Below are 14,718 nucleotides of genomic sequence, written 5' to 3' on the forward strand. Positions count from 1 at the left end.
GCGCTCACGCCGCGAAGCTGCGGACGGTGGCGAGGGCGCCGTCGAGTTTCGTGCCCTCGACATCGTCGAGCGCGGCGGTGCGCAGGCGGCGCATCCAATCGGCAGCATCGGGGCGTCCGGCAAGCAGGTCGCGCGCGCCCATCACCTTGGCGAATTTCGACAATCCGCGGGCGTGGGTGTCGGAATATCCCTTGATCAGCCGGTAGTTGGCCAGCAACTCCGTCGCCAGCGCGCGGTCACTCGCGGCGGTCTGCAGCACCGTGTCGAACCAGGCGGAGACGTGGCGCATCTCGCTGTCGTGGCGCAGCAGGCGGCGGCGCAGCGGCCGCAGCGACGACACAAGCCAGAGCAGCACAAACCCCGAGAGGCTGTCGGTGCGCACCCGGCGCCCCTTGTCGAAGTGGCGGCCGTACCAGGCCTCGAGCCCCTTGCGGGACTGCATCCAGCGGCCGAGTCCGCGCGGCATGGTCGTCGCCAATTCCTCGAAGCGCGGGTGGAAATACTCGGTGAGCATGAGGATCTGATCGTCCTTCACCAGCACCTCGTCCTTGACCCGGGCAAAGCGGGCGGCGCGGGTCTTGATGTCGGCGACGCGCAGGATGTCATCGTAGCAGAGCGCGCGGGCGCAGTACTTGGCCGCGGCCTCGCTCATCGTGAAGGGGGCGGCATCGACGGCGACGGCCTTCTCGACCATGCCGAGATAGTCGGCGCCATAGGCCATGTCCTGGTAGTCGACGACCTTCTTCAGGCCGAGCGCGGCCATCTCGCGGACCTCGGCAGGCAGGGTGGCGAGCCGGGCCTCCAGCGCCGCCCATTGCGCGCGCAGCTTCTCGGGCACGTGCAGGACCGGCACCGGGGCCACTGCCTCGGCCTCGGGGGCCGGCGCAGGGCTCACTCCGGTGGCAATCTCGTAGGCGGCACCGAAGGCGCGCAGCGAGGCCTCAACCCCGCGGCCCGACTTGCGGATCACCTCCTCGTAGCTCTCGCGGGGGAAGGGCAGGGCGCCGGACCCCGCCAGCGCGCCGAGCAGCGACGACGAGATCACCGAGCCCGCCTGTTTCGCCACGGTCTCCATGTCGAAGGCGACGACATGGTCGGCGGCGATGCCCATGGCCTCGATCACCTCGCGGCCGTTGGCGCGGCCATCGCCGGGAGCGATCTTCTCGGAGACGGCGGGGATGCGGTGGGTCGAGGCGATCATCGTGGTGCGGCCCGGCGTGACGAAGCCGCGCAGGATCGCCCGCCCGCCCTCCATCAGCTCCGAGGCCATGAGGATGTCGACATCGCCAATGGCAGGCGAGAGCGAGAACACCGGCATCCGGCCGGTGTCGCGGCACATCTCGACGTAGTAGATCGTGGCGCCGGTGCGCTGCGCCACGCCCGCGACCGAGGTCGACTGCGCGCGGTAGCCGCTCGCTTCGGCCACGTCGACGATCCAGTTGGTCAGCACGCCGCCGCCCTGTCCGCCGACGGCGAGCGCCGCGAGGGTGATGATCTTCTCGCCGTCCGGTCCCGGGGAGCGGCGCGCGATGAGCGGTTTGGTCTGCATGTTCATGGGCATAGCCTCAGGCAAAGACGACGCGCTTGGCGTCGCGGCGGCGCTGCAGCCAGGAGATGATCCTGCGGCTGCGCGCGGCGCGGCGCGTCTCGCGCTCGGTGGGATTGGTGACGATCTCGGCCTGGTAGAAGCTGGGGCAGAGCACGGCGGCATCGGCCACCTCGCCGCAGTTGCCGCAGCCGACGCAGCTCTGGTCGATGGCGGCGACGGGATCGTCGCGCAGCGGATCGCCGGTGTCCTTGACCGAGAGCGACGGGCAGCCGGACAGACGCATACAGGCGTGATCGCCGGTGCAGACATCCTCGTCAACGCCGAAGCGGGGACGGACCACGCGCTTGCCCTCCTTGGCGGCCTTGGCCAGTTCGGGCTTCACACGGCGCTGCTTGTTGAGCATGCATTCCGACGAGGCAACGATGACCTTGGGGCCTTCCTCCTCGGTGGTCAGCGCCTCCTTGAGGGTGTCGCGCATCTTGGTCACGTCATAGGTGCGATCGATCTGGCGCACCCATTTCACCCCCATGCCCTTTACTGCGTCGACGATCGAATTCTGCGTCTGCTTGGTCTTGTTGACCGCGCGCGACGACAGGATGTCCTGCCCGCCGGTCGCCGAGGAATAGAAGTTGTCGACGATGACGATGACGTTGTCGGACTTGTTGAACACCGCGTTGCCGACCGAGGAGGTCAGCCCGTTGTGCCAGAAGCCGCCGTCGCCGACGAAGGAGATCGCCCGGCGCCCCTTCTTGTTCTCGTTGTGGAAGGCGGCGGCAGAGGCCGGGCCGAGCCCGTAGCCCATGGTCGTCGCGCCGATGTCGAAGGGCGGCATGATCGAGAACAGGTGGCAGCCGATGTCCGACGAGATGTGGTGCGCGCCAAGCTCTTCCTCGACCAGCTTGGTGGCGGCGAAGATCGGGCGTTCGGGGCAGCCGGTGCAGAACCCCGGCGGGCGGGCCGGAAGGGTCTTCGACAGGTCGGGGATGGCGACGGGCTCCTCGTTGGTCGCCACCTTGGCAACCGGCAGGAGGTCGGGCGCATGTTCGGACAGGAAGGCGCCAAGCCCCTCGACCATGACCTGCCCGGTGTATTCGCCGCCCATCGGCAGCTTGCCCTTGCCCTCGAGCTTCACCGTCTTGCCCGACTGGTAGAGCATGTGGGCGACCTGCTGCTCGATGTAGTTGGGATGGCCTTCCTCGATGATCAGCACCGCGTCCTTGCCGGCGCAGAAGTCGAGGATCTGGCTATCGACCAGCGGGTAGACGCAGTTGAGCACCAGCATGTCGATCTCGGTGTCGCCGTAGAGATCGGCGAGGCCAAGCCGGTTCAGCGCCCGCACCACGGTGTTGTAGGTGCCGCCCTGCAGGATCAGCCCGACCTTGCCAGCGGCGTTGCCGAAGCGTTCGTTGATGCCCTTCTCGACGATGAACGTCTCGGCGGCGGGCTTGCGCTTGGTGAGCTTCTCGGCCTCGTGGATATAGGTCGCCGGGGGCAGCACGATGCGGTCGAGCTTGCGCTTGGGGTTCTCCAGTGCCTCCGAGACGGTCATCTCGGGGCGCTTGTTGTCCGAGGCCTCGAAATGGCCGTGCACGTGGCACGAGCGGATCCCGACCTGCAGCATCACCGGGGTGTTCGACAGCTCCGACAGCTCGAAGCCGTCGCCCACCGCCTTGACGATCGAGGGCAGGTTGGGCCGCGGGTCGAGCATCCAGACCTGGCTCTTCATGGCAAAGGCGTAGGTGCGCTCCTGCATGATCGACGAGCCCTCGCCGTAATCCTCGCCGACGATGATCAGCGCGCCGCCGGTGACCCCGCCCGAGGCCAGGTTCGACAGCGCATCCGAGGCGACGTTGGTGCCGACCACCGACTTGAAGGTGACCGCGCCGCGGATCGGATAGTGCACCGAGGCGGCGAGCATGGCAGTCGCGGTGGCCTCCGAGGCCGAGGCCTCGAAATGCACGCCGAGCTCGCCAAGGATCTCCTGCGCGTCGGCCAGCACGTCCATCAGGTGCGAGATCGGCGAGCCCTGGTAGCCGCCGACATAGCCGACGCCATTCTCCAGCAGCGCCTTGGTGATCGCGAGGATGCCCTCGCCGGTGAAGGTCTCGCCCTCGCCCTGCTTCAGCTTCTGGACTTCCTTGGCAAAGGAACGCTCGGCCATGGGTGGTCTCCTTGGGTGCCGGTCGCGGGCCGTTCAGAGGTGGGGCCCGTCCGGTCTTTTCGTGTCAGAAATCGTGGTGTCGGATGTCGTGCAGCACGCGCTGCAGCAGATCGTTCAGCGTTGCGCGCTCGCCTTCGTCGAGCACCTGCAGCATGCGGTCGCGCATCGCCTGCATCGCCGGCCAGGCGGTCTCGTAGGCGGCGCGGCCCGCGTCGGTGAGGCTGATCTTGCGGAACCGGCTGTCGCCGTCCTGCGCCTCGCGCCGGACCAGCCCGGCGCTCTCCATCGCATCGAGCGTGCGCGACAGGGTCGGCTGCTTGATGACGGTCAGCACCGAGAGCTCGGTGATCGTGTAGGGTCCGCTCTCTGCCAGCACCGCCAGCGCCCGCATTTGCGGCACCGAGACGCCGACCTCCTTGAGCGCGGTCTCCACGCTGCGGTTGTAGCGCGCGCCGATGCGGTTCAGCAGGTAGGGGGTGAAGGCCTCGAGGTCTTTGGGCGCGCCCGTCATGCGCCCAGCTCCTTCGCCACCAGGAAGCCCGAGCCACCCGACAGGCCCGGCCCGGGATGGGTCGAGGCGCCGATGTGGTAGAGCCCCTTGAGGTCGGTGCCGTGGCGGGTGCTGCCCGCGAAGGGCCGCCAGAGGAAGAACTGGTCGAGCGTGCAGGCGCCGCCGTAGGGATCGCCGCCGACGAGGTTCATGTTGTAGCCCTCGAGATCGGCGGGCGAGATCGCGCGGCGGGTGACCACGCTTTCCGAAAAGCCGTCGATGTGCCGCGCGAGGATGGCCTCGATACGGTCGGCATAGGCCTCGCGCAGGGCCTCGGTCCAGGTGCCGTCGGCGGGCACGTCGATCTCCCCGGCGGCATCGCCTTTCACGTGGCGCGGTGCCTCGGGCATCTGCAGCCAGAGCACGCTTTGCCCCTCGGGGGCGCGGCTCGGGTCGGCGGCGCAGGGCTGGCCGACGCAGATCGTCGGCACCTCGGGCAGCATGCCGCGCTCGGCCTCGTTGCCGGCCTTGGACACGCCGTCGAGCCCCGGCGTCAGATGCAGCAGCTGCACCTTCTCGAGCCCCCCCGGTCTTCCATTTCACCGGCCCGTTCAGCAGGTAGTGAAGCTGGAAATTGCCCTTGCCGTACTGATACTTGCGCAGATCATCCTTGCGCGCTGGCTCGGCAGCAAGCGTGCCGTAAAGCTGCTGCGGGGTGACCGAGGCAAGCACCGTCCTTGCCGCAATCGTCTCGCCGTTGGCGAGGCGCAGGCCGGTGGCGCGATCCCCGTCACGGGTGATCTCGGCGACCTCGGCCGACGTGCGGACGCTGCCGCCATGTTCCTCGATGATGGCAATCAGGCCGCGCACCATGTTGGAGGCGCCCCCCCTTGACCACCGGGGCCGAGGCGGCCTCGAGCGCAAAGCCGATCACCTTGCCCATCTGCCCCGAAAAGGCCGCTTCCGGCCCCAGCCCCGCGTGCAGGCACCAGGGCGCCCAGAGGGCCCGCGAGAGATCGCTTTCGAAGGCGCTTTCCAGCCAGGAGCGCATCGGCTGCAGCGCCCCGCCCATCACCGTGGCAAGGCCGCGCGGCTTGCGTTTCCAGGCCTCCTTGGCGAGCAGCTTGGCGGTCTGCTTTGACCAGGGATCGCCCCCCATCAGGCCAAAGAGCAGCCCCGCGTCGGCCCCGAACGCGTCGAGATCGCGCGCGAGCTGCGCGCCGTCACCGTCATGGGCGGCATCGAAGGCGGCGACGTTGGCGGCGCGGTCGGTGGTATAGGTCAGCGCGCGCCCGTCCGGCAGCAGCACGCCGGTCGGCGTGTCGGTGGCGCAGAATTCCACGCCGTGCCGCGCGAGATCGGCGCCGAGCGCGCCATGCGCCCCGCCGGTCACCCACAGAACGAAGGTGGTGGCGAGGGGGTCGTAGGTGACCCCCTCGGCCAATTCCTCGGAGCGCATGCAGCCGCCCGCGACCGCCTCGCGTTCGAACACGGCGACGCGCTTGCCCGACCGGGCGAGCAGGGCCGCCGCGGTCAGCGCGTTGATGCCGCTGCCGATGATGGCAACGTCGGGAGAGGTCGGGGCGGTCATCGGCAGGCGCTCCCTTGGCTCAGGCTGCGACCAGCGCCAGCGCGCGGATCGGCGAGCCGGTGCCCTTGACGATCTTCAGCGGCGCGGCGACGAGGATCGCGCCCTTGGCCGGCAGCTTGTCGAGGTTGGTCAGCGAGGCCAGCCCGTAGCGATTGTGCTTGTGCAGCAGGTTGTGCGCGGGGAAGGGGATCTCGAAGCCGCCCGCCGCGCCGGCGTCGGTGCCGATGCACTGGGTGCCCCAGCCGAGCGCCTTCTTCTCTTCCATCAGGTACTGGATGACCTCGGCGGTCGGGCCGGGGGTGTGCGGGCCTGCCTCATCGGCGTTAAGATAGGCGGCCTCGTCGGTGTTGAACCGGTCCCAGTCGGTGCGCATCAGCACCCATTCGCCTTCCTTGATCTCGCCGTGCTCGGCCTCCCAGGCCTTGACGTGCTCGACGGTCAGCAGGAAATCGGCATCCTCGGCGGCCTCTTTCGAGCAGTCGATGACATTGGCGGGGGCGGCGAAATACTGCGGGTTGATCGTGTCGACCGAGCCGTCGGCATAGTCCTTGCCGGTGATCCAGTGGTGCGGCGCATCGTAGTGGGTGCCCGAGTGCTCGCCGATCTTCAGCCAGTTCCACGCCCAGAACGGACCGCGGTCGCCGTACTCGGAGATCTTGTGGATCTCGATCTTCGGCGTGTCGTCGGCGATTTCCGGCGGCAGCTTCAGCAGCGGCGTGTCGGGGCCGAGCGGGGCGGTGCAGTCGATCACCTTGATCGAGCCGTCGAGCAGGCCGCTGGCCAGCGTCGCGAGGGCGTCTTGGTTGGTCATTCTGAAGGTCTCCCTGTGGTGGTCTCTGTGACTCGTTGGCCGGTCGTTCTTTGAGGTACATGCAAATACATATAATTTTTTTCTTCAAGAACGAAATTTATAATCCCGTCATTTTTCGGCCCTGATCGATCCTTCGCCGCGGCAGGACTATCGTGATCGCTGCGAATTTGAGCATACATTAGGCCAATACACGCAAGGGATGCGCTTCGCGGAGATGGCTTGGACGACGATCGTTGCAGGGCGCACTGCCCTTCAGTCGCAGGTCTGGAAGAAACAACTTGAAGCCTAAAATAAATGGCACTAGCCTTCATCCCGACGCGGCCACCATGCCGCACGGTCTGTCCAGGGAGAGAAGTCAGATGACCCAGCAACGAGTCGTTCCCGTCGTCACGCGGTCCGCAGAACTCGACGAAGGCACCCAGCAATCGGGCGATTGCGTCCGCAAGTCCGGTGTCAGCCCGCAGCACACGCCGGCCACCAAGATCTGGTTCGGCCGCGTCACCAACGAGCCGGGCCACCGCTCGCCGCCGCACCACCACCAGGAATGCGAGACCGGCGGCTACGTGCTGAAGGGCCACGGCCGCATCTACTTCGGCGACGACTACAAGGAATACATCGACATGTTCGAGGGCGACTTCGTCTTCGTCCCGCCGTTCATGCCGCATGTCGAGGTCAACATGAGCACCACCGAAGAGCTCGTCTGGCTGACCTGCCGCACGCCGGACAACCTGGTGGAGAACCTCGAGGATGTGCCGGACGAGGCGCTCGAAGGTTACCGCCGCGCCTGATCGGTGTGGCCTGAAAGGATCATCGCATGAAACTTCTTCGCTACGGACCCGTCGGCGCCGAGCGCCCGGGACTTCTCGACGCGGACGGCATTATTCGTGACCTCAGCGGCATCGTCGCCGACATCGACGGCGCGACGCTCTCGCCCGAGGGCCTCGCCCGCATCGCCGCGCTCGATCTCTCCACGCTGCCGCGCGTCGAGGGCACCCCGCGCATCGGCTCGGCCATCGCGCGCCCCGGCAAGTTCCTCTGCGTCGGCCTCAACTACGCCGACCACGCCCGCGAGACCGGCAAGGAGCCGCCCGCCGAGCCGGTGCTCTTCGGCAAAGCGACCACCGCGCTCTGCGGCCCCTATGACAACGTCGAAATCCCCCGCGGCTCGGACCGTACCGACTGGGAGATCGAGCTCGGCATCGTGATCGGCACCCGCGCCAAATACGTCTCCGAGGCCGAGGCGCTCGATCATGTCGCCGGCTATGCGCTGGTCAACGACGTCTCGGAGCGCCGCTTCCAGTCCGAGCGCGGCGGCCAGTGGATCAAGGGCAAGAGCCATGACACCTTCGGCCCGGTGGGCCCGTGGATGGTGACCAAGGACGAGATCGCCGACGTGCAGGACATCGACCTCTGGCTCGACGTCGACGGCGAGCGCCGCCAGACCGGCAACACCAAGACGATGATCTTCGGCGTCGCGCATCTCGTGCACTACATCTCGCAGTTCATGACGCTCGAACCGGGTGACATCATCGCCACCGGCACCCCTCCGGGCGTCGGCCTGGGGATGAAGCCCCCGACCTTCCTCAAGGCCGGTCAGGTGGTCACCCTCGGCGCAACCGGGCTTGGCGAGCAGCGCCAGCTGATGGTGCAGGCATGAGCATCGATTTCAACGGGCTGAAGTCCGCGCTGACCGACCTCTCGGGCAAGACCGCGATCGTCACCGGCGCGGCGCGCGGGCAGGGCGCGATCGAGGCCGAACTCCTGGCCACCGCCGGCGCATCGGTGCTGATCTGCGATGTGCTCGAAGCAGAGGGCGTCGCCCTTGCCGAGCGGATGACCTCCGAGGGTCTTGCGGTCCGCTTCAAGCGCCTCGACGTTACTTCCGAGGCGGAATGGGCCGAGGCTCTAGCGGAGGTCGAGGCGTGGACCGGGCGGCTCGACGTTCTGGTCAACAACGCCGGGATCATCAACCGCAAGATCATCCGCGACATGTCGGTCGAGGAATGGCGCAAGGTGCTCGACGTGAACGCCACCGGCGCCTTCATCGGGATCAAGCTCGCGGCGCCGATGATGGCCGCGACGGGGAGCGGTTCGATCGTCAACATCTCGTCGAACAGCGCCTTCTCGGGGCATTACGACCCGGCCTACACCTCGTCGAAATGGGCACTGCGGGGCCTGACGCGCACGGCAGCGATGGAATTCGCCGAGCAGGGCGTGCGCGTCAACGCGATCTGCCCGGGGCTGATCGTCACCGACCTCAACCGCGGCTCGCCACACCTCGGGCCGATGATCGGCATGACCCCGATGCAGCGCGCAGGCGAGGCGACCGAGGTGGCGCAACTGGTGCTCTTCCTTGCGTCGGAGGCCTCGGGCTTCATCACCGGCGAGGATTTCGTGATCGACGGCGGCTTCACCGCCGGCGCCGGCTACCGCCGCGTCGCCCGCGAGACCGGGCTGCTCTGACCAAGTTGTCAGCTGACAATCGAGAAGGCCCCCGCATCACCTGCGGGGGCCTTTTCCCGTCCTTGCCGTGTCCGGCGCCCGGTTCAGTGCTTGTTGCGAATGTCGAGCATGATCGAGATGCCGCGTGCCGCGTCGGTCTCGGAGATCTCCGAGAACATGCCGTCGATCCAGCGCAGGTGCTCGGCGACCATCTCGTCCATCAGCGTGCGCCCGGCGGGGGTGATCAGCACGCGAAAGGCGCGGCGGTCACTTTCCATGGTCTGGCGCTCGGCCAGCCCGTCGGCGACCAGCCGGTCGACCACGCCGGTCACATTGCCGTTCGAGACCACAAGCTGCTGCGACAGCTCGCTCATCTTCATCCCATCGGGCGCGGCGTGCAGCGCGGCCAGAACGTCGAAGCGGGGCAGGGTGGTGTCATAGCCCGACCGAAGGCGTTCGCGCAGGGTGCCCTCGACGTGGCGCACGGCCTTGAGCATCTGCAGCCAGAGTCGCAGGCGCTGGCGGGCGAGGTGCTCATCGGTCACCTCGTGTTCGGTCGGTTGTTCCATCAGTCACTCTCGGCGGAAAATTGTGCCAAACCGTTTCAGGTCTCGACTTTAAAGGTTGCGTGTATTCCGGCAGGGCGCAATCGAAAAGCCATAAAGTGCCGTGGTCTGACGGGTCAGTGGCGCGGAAATGCTTCAGGCCGGAAGCTTGCGCGGCTTGCCCGCCTCGTCGATCGCCACCAGCAGCACGTCGGCGCTGAGGATCCGGCGGCAGGCGCCGTCGGGCTCGGCCCAGGCGGAGATGGCAAGGTTGAACGAACTGTTGCCGCGCCGGCTGAGATCGGCGTGCAGGGCGAACTCCTCACCACCGTAGAGAGGCGCATGGAACTGCACCTCCTTGAGCGCCGCGATCACCACGTCGCCGCCCGAGATCTTCCGGCCGGCAAGCCCGGCGCCATGGTCGAGCTGCGACAGGATCCAGCCGCCGAAGACCGGGCCGCGGGCCGTGGTCTCGGATTGCGGCGCGACGGCGAGGATGCGCGGCGCGCTGCCCGGGCGCACCGCGAGGTCAGTCCCGGCGTCAGCCATGGGGGATGACCGCCGTCGCCTCGATCTCGACCTTCGCGGCGTCTTCCATCAGGGCGCAGACCTGGACCACGGCCATGGCCGGGAAGTGGCGGCCGATCACCTCGCGGTAGGCGGCGCCGAAGGCGCGCAGGTTGTCGAGGTATTCCTGCTTGTCGGTAATGTACCAGGTCAGGCGCACGAGATGCTCGGGGCGGGCACCCGCCTTGTCCAGCACGGCGACGATGTTCTCGAGCGTCTGGCGGAACTGGCCGACCATGTCGGCATGTTCCCATTCCTGCTGCGCGTTCCAGCCGACGAGCCCGCCGGTAAAGACCATCCGGCCTTCGGCCAGCATGCCGTTGGCATAGCCTTTGGCGGGCACCCAGCCGTCGGGCTGAAGGAACATGTGGGGTGTCAGTGCGGTCATGCGTCGGTCTTTCTCAATCGGGGGTCTTGGCAATCAGGTAGAGGGTCATGGCATCGCGCATCTCGGCGGGCCATGCGGCGGAGGTGCCCTGCGCGACATCGGCGTGGATCACCGTCGCCTGGCAGGTGAAGCGGCGTTCGTCGCCGCTGGTGCAGGTGATGGCGAAGCTGGCCGAAGACCGGCCGATCCGCTTCACCCCGAGCGACAGGTCGAGCCAGTCGCCAAGCCGCGAGGGCGCATGGAAGCGGCAGTCGATCTGCCCCATCGGGGTCGCCATGCCGCTGCCCGAGATCATCTGGTCCCAGCCCATGCCGACCGCATCCGCGAAGAAGCGTTCCTGCACGGCCGAGATCATCTCGAAATAGCGCGGGTAGAAGACGATCCCGGCTGGGTCGCAGTGGTTGAACTCCACCTGCCTGCGGATCGTGAAGATCTCGCTCACGTCTCGCCTCCGGAGATCGAGATCGCCTGGCCGGTGACCATGTCGGAGCCCTCGCCGCAGAGCCAGAGCGCGGCGCGCGCCACGTCCTCGGGCGGCACCAGCCGGTGCATCGGGTTGGTCGCCTCGAGCGAGGCGCGGGCTTCCTCGGTGGAACGGCCGGTCTTCTCGACGATATTTGCGATCGAGCGTTCGGTCATCTCGGTGTCGAGAAAGCCGGGGCAGAGCGCATTGACGGTGACGCCCTTGCGCGCCAGCTCCAGCGCCACGGATTTCACCAGCCCGATGACGCCATGCTTGGCCGCCGCGTAGGGGGCGACATAGGGGTAGCCCTTGAGCCCGGCGGTCGAGGCGATGGCGATGAGCCGGCCCCAGGGCTTGTCTTTCATCGCCTTGGCGCCCTCGCGCAGGGTCAGGAAGGTGCCGGTGAGGTTGACCGAGACCATCCGCTCGAAGGCGACAAGCTCGGTGCGGGTGAAGGGCGAACTCTCGGAGGCGCCGGCATTGGCGATGACGATGTCGGGCGACGCCTCGGCGATGGCGGCGGAGATCGCCGCCTCGACGGTGATGTCGCAGAGCGTGGCACGGATCGCCGGGTGGCGCGCCGCGACCGTCTCGAGCGGCTCCATGCGGCGCCCGCAGATCACCACCTCGGCCCCGGCCTCGGCGAAGGCGAGCGCGAGGGTCGCGCCGCCCCCCCGAGCCGCCGCCGGTGACGAAGGCCGTCTTGCCCGAGAGACTCATGTGGCCATCGCCTTGGCGCGCTCGGCGAGCGTGTTGGCCTGCCGGCGTCCGCCCTCGTAGGGCAGTGGCCAGGCCTGCTCGGTGTCGCCCAGATCGACCGCCGCGTGCAGCGTCCAGTAGGGATCGGCGAGGTGCGGGCGGGCGAGCAGCACGAGGTCGGCGCGGCCCGCCATCAGGATCGAGTTGACGTGGTCGGGCTCGTAGATGTTGCCCGCGACCAGCGTCGGGGCGCCGATCTCGTTGCGCACGCGGTCGGCGAAGGGCACCTGGAACATGCGCCCGTAGACCGGCTGCTCGGCCTTGTCGGTCTGGCCCGAGGAGACGTTGATCGCATCGGCTCCGGCAGCCTTGAACATGGCCGAGATCTGCACGGCCTCTTCAGGGGTCACGCCATCTTCGCCCATCCAGTCGTGCGCCGAGATGCGCACGGTCATCGGCTTTGCCGCGGGCCATTCGGCGCGCATGGCGGCGAAGACCTCCAGCGGGTAGCGCATGCGGTTCTCGAGGCTGCCGCCGTACTCGTCCTCGCGGCGGTTGGTGACCGGCGAGATGAAGGAGGCCAGCAGGTAGCCGTGGGCGCCGTGCATCTCGATCATGTCGAAGCCCGCGGCCTCGGCGGCGCGCACGCTCTCGACGAACTGAGCCTTCACCATGTCCATGTCGGCGCGGTCCATCGCTTTCGGGACGACGTTGCCCTCCATCAGCGGGATCGCCGAGGCGGAGAGCAGCGGCCAGTTCTCGCCCTCGGCGAGCGGCTTGTCGATGCCGTCCCAGGCGAGACGGGTCGAGCCCTTGCGGCCCGCGTGGCCGATCTGGGCGCAGATCCTGGCATCGGTCTCGGCGTGCACGAAGTCGGTGAGGCGCTTCCAGCTCGGCACCTGCTCGGGGCCGATGCAGGGGCAGCCCGGGGTGATCCGGCCCTCCATCGAGACGCAGAGCATCTCGGTGAACACCAGCCCGGCGCCGCCCTTGGCGCGCTCGGCGTAATGCACGAAATGCCAGTCGTTGGGCATGCCGCCGGTCGCCTTGTACTGGGCCATGGGCGAGACGACGATGCGGTTCTTCAGCTCCATCTCGCGCAGCTTGAAGGGGGCGAACATCGGACGTCGGTTGGAGTTGCTGCCGGCCTGTGCATGGAACCAGCTTTCGGCGGAGGCCAGCCATTCGGGATCGCGCAGGCGCAGGTTCTCGTGGCTGATCCGCTGCGAACGGGTGAGCAGCGCGTAGTTGAGCTGCATCATGTCGAGCCCGAGGTAGCGCTCGACCTCCTCGAACCACTCGGTCGAGTTGCGCGCCGCCGATGTCACCCGCAGCACCTGCAGCTTGCGCTCGTCCTCGTAGGTCTGCAGCGCCTCGGCGAGGGGCTTGTCGCGCGACAGTTCCTCGGCCAGCGAGATGGCGCTTTCCATACCGAGCTTGGAGCCCGAGCCGATCGAGAAATGCGCGGTCGCCGAAGCATCGCCGAGCAGCACGATGTTGTCGAAGAACCAGCTCTCGCAGGTCACCCGCGGGAAGCGAATCCAGGCGGAGCCGCGGATGTGGTTGGCGTTGGTCATCAGGGGATGGCCGCCGAGATGCTTGGCAAAGATCTTCTCGCAGAGCGCGATGCTGTCCTGCTGGCTGAGCTTGTCGAAGCCGAAGGCCTCGTAGGTCTCGGGGCCGCATTCGACGATGAAGGTCGCCGTGTCGTCATCGAACTGGTAGGCGTGAGCCCAGATCCAGCCGTGCTCGGTCTTCTCGAAGATGAAGGTGAAGGCGTCGTCGAATTTCTGATGCGTGCCGAGCCAGACGAAGTGGTTGCGGCGCATGTCGATCTCGGGACGGAACTTGTCCTCGTAGTGGCTGCGGGTCTTCGAGTTGAGACCGTCGGCGGCGACCAGCAGGTCGTTGCTTGCCTTCAGTTCCTCGATCTTCTCGGGGGTGATGTCGGTTTCGAATTCCAGCTTCACGCCGAGCTCGCGGGCGCGCTGCTGCAGGAGCAGGAGCATCTGCTTGCGGCCGATGCCGCAGAAGCCATGGCCTCCCGAGGTCATCGCCTCGTTGCCGCGCACGACCTTGACGTCGTCCCAGTAGGCGAACTTGTCGCGGATCATCTTTTCCGAGACCGGGTCGTTGTCTTCGAAGTTCGCCATGGTCTCGTCCGAGAGCACGACGCCCCAGCCGAAGGTATCATCCGCGCGATTGCGCTCATAGACGGTGATGTCATGCGCGGCATCGCGCAGCTTCATCGAGATGGCGAAGTAGAGACCGGCGGGGCCCCCGCCAAGGACGGCGATTTGCATGAGACGCAGCTTCCCTGTTTGGTTTCCTGTAGATTAGCTTCTCGGAAAATTACTTCAAGACTAAAATAACTTGAATCCGAAGCATCTGCGCCGATCCTCGCGCTGGGACCTTCCTCCTCAGCGCCTAATTCTCGAGAAAACTTGGCAGTTTCGCACGGTTCTTGACGTCCCCTCGGGCCTGACTATTATTTAGACATAAAATATCTAGATACGCCGACTCGCTGGCCTGACAAGGGCGTCTTACACCGATCGGGTCGGGCAGGACACGGAGTGACCCCGAATGCCATTCAAAATTCAGAAACCCATGCGGTTCGGCGACTGCGATCTGACCGGGATCGCCTACCATCCGGCCTACCTGTCGATGCTCGTCGACGTAAACGAGGCCATGTTCGCCTCTTTCGGCGTGACCTGGAAGGAGCTGATGTTCGAACGGCACCTTGGCCTGCCGAGCGTGAAGATGAACATCGAGTTCAAGAAACCCGCCGTCTATGGCGACGTGCTGGAGTTCAACGTGCATGTCCGCCGCATCGGCAAGTCGTCGCTGGATCTCTACACGGTGGTCACCGTCGAAGGCGAGGTGATCTGGACCATCGAGCAGCTCATCGTGATGACCTCGACCAAGGACCACAAGTCGCACCCCTGGCCCGAAGACTGCCGCAAGGGGCTCGAGCTCTACCTGCACCCGGAAATGGCGGCCTGATCCGCAACC

At 67.0% G+C, this 14,718-nt stretch carries 15 protein-coding genes and 2 pseudogenes; 4 read left to right on the top strand and 13 right to left on the bottom strand.

What is annotated here, in order from left to right; translation table 11 throughout:
* Positions 1–4 precede the first annotated feature (4 nt).
* From CLG85_RS12565 to CLG85_RS12590, 7 genes and pseudogenes are all read right to left on the bottom strand, one after another.
* On the bottom strand, positions 5–1,555 hold the full coding sequence (locus CLG85_RS12565) for an indolepyruvate oxidoreductase subunit beta family protein (protein WP_095884040.1): 1,551 nt from the start codon (positions 1,553–1,555) through the stop codon (positions 5–7).
* Positions 1,556–1,565: 10 nt separating this feature from the next.
* Positions 1,566–3,710 carry a thiamine pyrophosphate-dependent enzyme gene (locus CLG85_RS12570; protein ID WP_095884041.1) on the bottom strand — a complete coding sequence of 715 codons (2,145 nt, stop codon included), beginning with the start codon at positions 3,708–3,710 and terminating at the stop codon, positions 1,566–1,568.
* A 64-nt stretch (positions 3,711–3,774) separates the two neighbouring features.
* Complete coding sequence (locus CLG85_RS12575; protein ID WP_095884042.1) at positions 3,775–4,221, bottom strand: MarR family winged helix-turn-helix transcriptional regulator; 447 nt, start codon at positions 4,219–4,221, stop codon at positions 3,775–3,777.
* Positions 4,218–4,772, bottom strand: coding sequence for a phytoene desaturase family protein (locus CLG85_RS12580; RefSeq protein WP_260349010.1), 555 nt, complete (start codon positions 4,770–4,772; stop codon positions 4,218–4,220). Before CLG85_RS12580 ends, CLG85_RS12575 begins: the two co-directional genes overlap by 4 nt.
* 178 nt (positions 4,773–4,950) lie before the next feature.
* Positions 4,951–5,073 (bottom strand): annotated as a pseudogene (locus CLG85_RS27735) (hypothetical protein); the annotation flags it as partial.
* A 586-nt stretch (positions 5,074–5,659) separates the two neighbouring features.
* A pseudogene (locus tag CLG85_RS27740) lies at positions 5,660–5,791 on the bottom strand (FAD-dependent oxidoreductase); the annotation flags it as partial.
* A gap of 19 nt (positions 5,792–5,810) precedes the next feature.
* Positions 5,811–6,602, bottom strand: coding sequence for a cyclase family protein (locus tag CLG85_RS12590; RefSeq protein WP_095884043.1), 792 nt, complete (start codon positions 6,600–6,602; stop codon positions 5,811–5,813).
* 359 nt (positions 6,603–6,961) lie between these two features.
* Here CLG85_RS12590 and CLG85_RS12595 point away from each other — a divergent pair, with 359 nt between their 5' ends.
* From CLG85_RS12595 to CLG85_RS12605, 3 genes are read left to right on the top strand one after another with little or no spacing between them, the layout of a single operon-like run.
* Entirely contained in the window at positions 6,962–7,390 is a 429-nt protein-coding gene (locus CLG85_RS12595) for a cupin domain-containing protein (protein ID WP_108970575.1), read from the top strand.
* Positions 7,391–7,416: 26 nt separating this feature from the next.
* Positions 7,417–8,259: a fumarylacetoacetate hydrolase family protein gene (locus tag CLG85_RS12600; RefSeq protein WP_095884045.1), complete on the top strand. Its 843-nt coding sequence runs from the start codon at positions 7,417–7,419 to the stop codon at positions 8,257–8,259.
* Positions 8,256–9,065: an SDR family NAD(P)-dependent oxidoreductase gene (locus CLG85_RS12605; RefSeq protein ID WP_095884046.1), complete on the top strand. Its 810-nt coding sequence runs from the start codon at positions 8,256–8,258 to the stop codon at positions 9,063–9,065. Before CLG85_RS12600 ends, CLG85_RS12605 begins: the two co-directional genes overlap by 4 nt.
* Before the next feature lie 83 nt (positions 9,066–9,148).
* Here the strand turns inward: CLG85_RS12605 and CLG85_RS12610 are convergent, their stop codons facing one another.
* The 6 genes from CLG85_RS12610 to CLG85_RS12635 all read right to left on the bottom strand — a co-directional run bounded on the left by CLG85_RS12610 (position 9,149) and on the right by CLG85_RS12635 (position 14,009).
* A complete protein-coding gene (locus tag CLG85_RS12610) occupies positions 9,149–9,613 on the bottom strand; it encodes a MarR family winged helix-turn-helix transcriptional regulator (protein ID WP_095884047.1) in 465 nt (154 codons plus the stop codon).
* A gap of 132 nt (positions 9,614–9,745) precedes the next feature.
* Positions 9,746–10,138 carry an acyl-CoA thioesterase gene (locus tag CLG85_RS12615; protein ID WP_095884048.1) on the bottom strand — a complete coding sequence of 131 codons (393 nt, stop codon included), beginning with the start codon at positions 10,136–10,138 and terminating at the stop codon, positions 9,746–9,748.
* Positions 10,131–10,544, bottom strand: a complete 414-nt coding sequence (locus tag CLG85_RS12620) for a RidA family protein (protein WP_095884049.1) — start codon at positions 10,542–10,544, stop codon at positions 10,131–10,133. Before CLG85_RS12620 ends, CLG85_RS12615 begins: the two co-directional genes overlap by 8 nt.
* A 13-nt stretch (positions 10,545–10,557) precedes the next feature.
* Positions 10,558–10,986, bottom strand: coding sequence for an acyl-CoA thioesterase (locus tag CLG85_RS12625; protein WP_235865498.1), 429 nt, complete (start codon positions 10,984–10,986; stop codon positions 10,558–10,560).
* The gene (locus CLG85_RS12630; protein WP_311734991.1) at positions 10,983–11,633 is read right to left on the bottom strand and encodes an SDR family NAD(P)-dependent oxidoreductase; all 651 of its coding nucleotides are present in this window, start codon (positions 11,631–11,633) and stop codon (positions 10,983–10,985) included. The genes CLG85_RS12625 and CLG85_RS12630 overlap by 4 nt, the downstream gene beginning before the upstream one ends.
* A 90-nt stretch (positions 11,634–11,723) precedes the next feature.
* Positions 11,724–14,009 carry a bifunctional salicylyl-CoA 5-hydroxylase/oxidoreductase gene (locus tag CLG85_RS12635; protein WP_095883717.1) on the bottom strand — a complete coding sequence of 762 codons (2,286 nt, stop codon included), beginning with the start codon at positions 14,007–14,009 and terminating at the stop codon, positions 11,724–11,726.
* A 280-nt stretch (positions 14,010–14,289) separates the two neighbouring features.
* On the opposite strand from CLG85_RS12635, the gene CLG85_RS12640 reads away from it, so the two are divergent.
* The gene (locus tag CLG85_RS12640; protein WP_095883718.1) at positions 14,290–14,709 is read left to right on the top strand and encodes an acyl-CoA thioesterase; all 420 of its coding nucleotides are present in this window, start codon (positions 14,290–14,292) and stop codon (positions 14,707–14,709) included.
* The last annotated feature ends 9 nt before the right edge of the window (positions 14,710–14,718 follow it).

Origin of the sequence: Alloyangia mangrovi (assembly GCF_002300555.2) — a bacterium.
GTDB lineage: Bacteria > Pseudomonadota > Alphaproteobacteria > Rhodobacterales > Rhodobacteraceae > Salipiger > Salipiger mangrovi.

Coding starts and splice junctions, on each gene's coding strand:
- CLG85_RS12565 (WP_095884040.1), bottom strand. CDS start 1,555: ATGAACATGCAGACCAAACCGCTCATCGCGCGCCGCTCCCCGGGACCG.
- CLG85_RS12570 (WP_095884041.1), bottom strand. CDS start 3,710: ATGGCCGAGCGTTCCTTTGCCAAGGAAGTCCAGAAGCTGAAGCAGGGC.
- CLG85_RS12575 (WP_095884042.1), bottom strand. CDS start 4,221: ATGACGGGCGCGCCCAAAGACCTCGAGGCCTTCACCCCCTACCTGCTG.
- CLG85_RS12590 (WP_095884043.1), bottom strand. CDS start 6,602: ATGACCAACCAAGACGCCCTCGCGACGCTGGCCAGCGGCCTGCTCGAC.
- CLG85_RS12595 (WP_108970575.1), top strand. CDS start 6,962: ATGACCCAGCAACGAGTCGTTCCCGTCGTCACGCGGTCCGCAGAACTC.
- CLG85_RS12600 (WP_095884045.1), top strand. CDS start 7,417: ATGAAACTTCTTCGCTACGGACCCGTCGGCGCCGAGCGCCCGGGACTT.
- CLG85_RS12605 (WP_095884046.1), top strand. CDS start 8,256: ATGAGCATCGATTTCAACGGGCTGAAGTCCGCGCTGACCGACCTCTCG.
- CLG85_RS12610 (WP_095884047.1), bottom strand. CDS start 9,613: ATGGAACAACCGACCGAACACGAGGTGACCGATGAGCACCTCGCCCGC.
- CLG85_RS12615 (WP_095884048.1), bottom strand. CDS start 10,138: ATGGCTGACGCCGGGACTGACCTCGCGGTGCGCCCGGGCAGCGCGCCG.
- CLG85_RS12620 (WP_095884049.1), bottom strand. CDS start 10,544: ATGACCGCACTGACACCCCACATGTTCCTTCAGCCCGACGGCTGGGTG.
- CLG85_RS12635 (WP_095883717.1), bottom strand. CDS start 14,009: ATGCAAATCGCCGTCCTTGGCGGGGGCCCCGCCGGTCTCTACTTCGCC.
- CLG85_RS12640 (WP_095883718.1), top strand. CDS start 14,290: ATGCCATTCAAAATTCAGAAACCCATGCGGTTCGGCGACTGCGATCTG.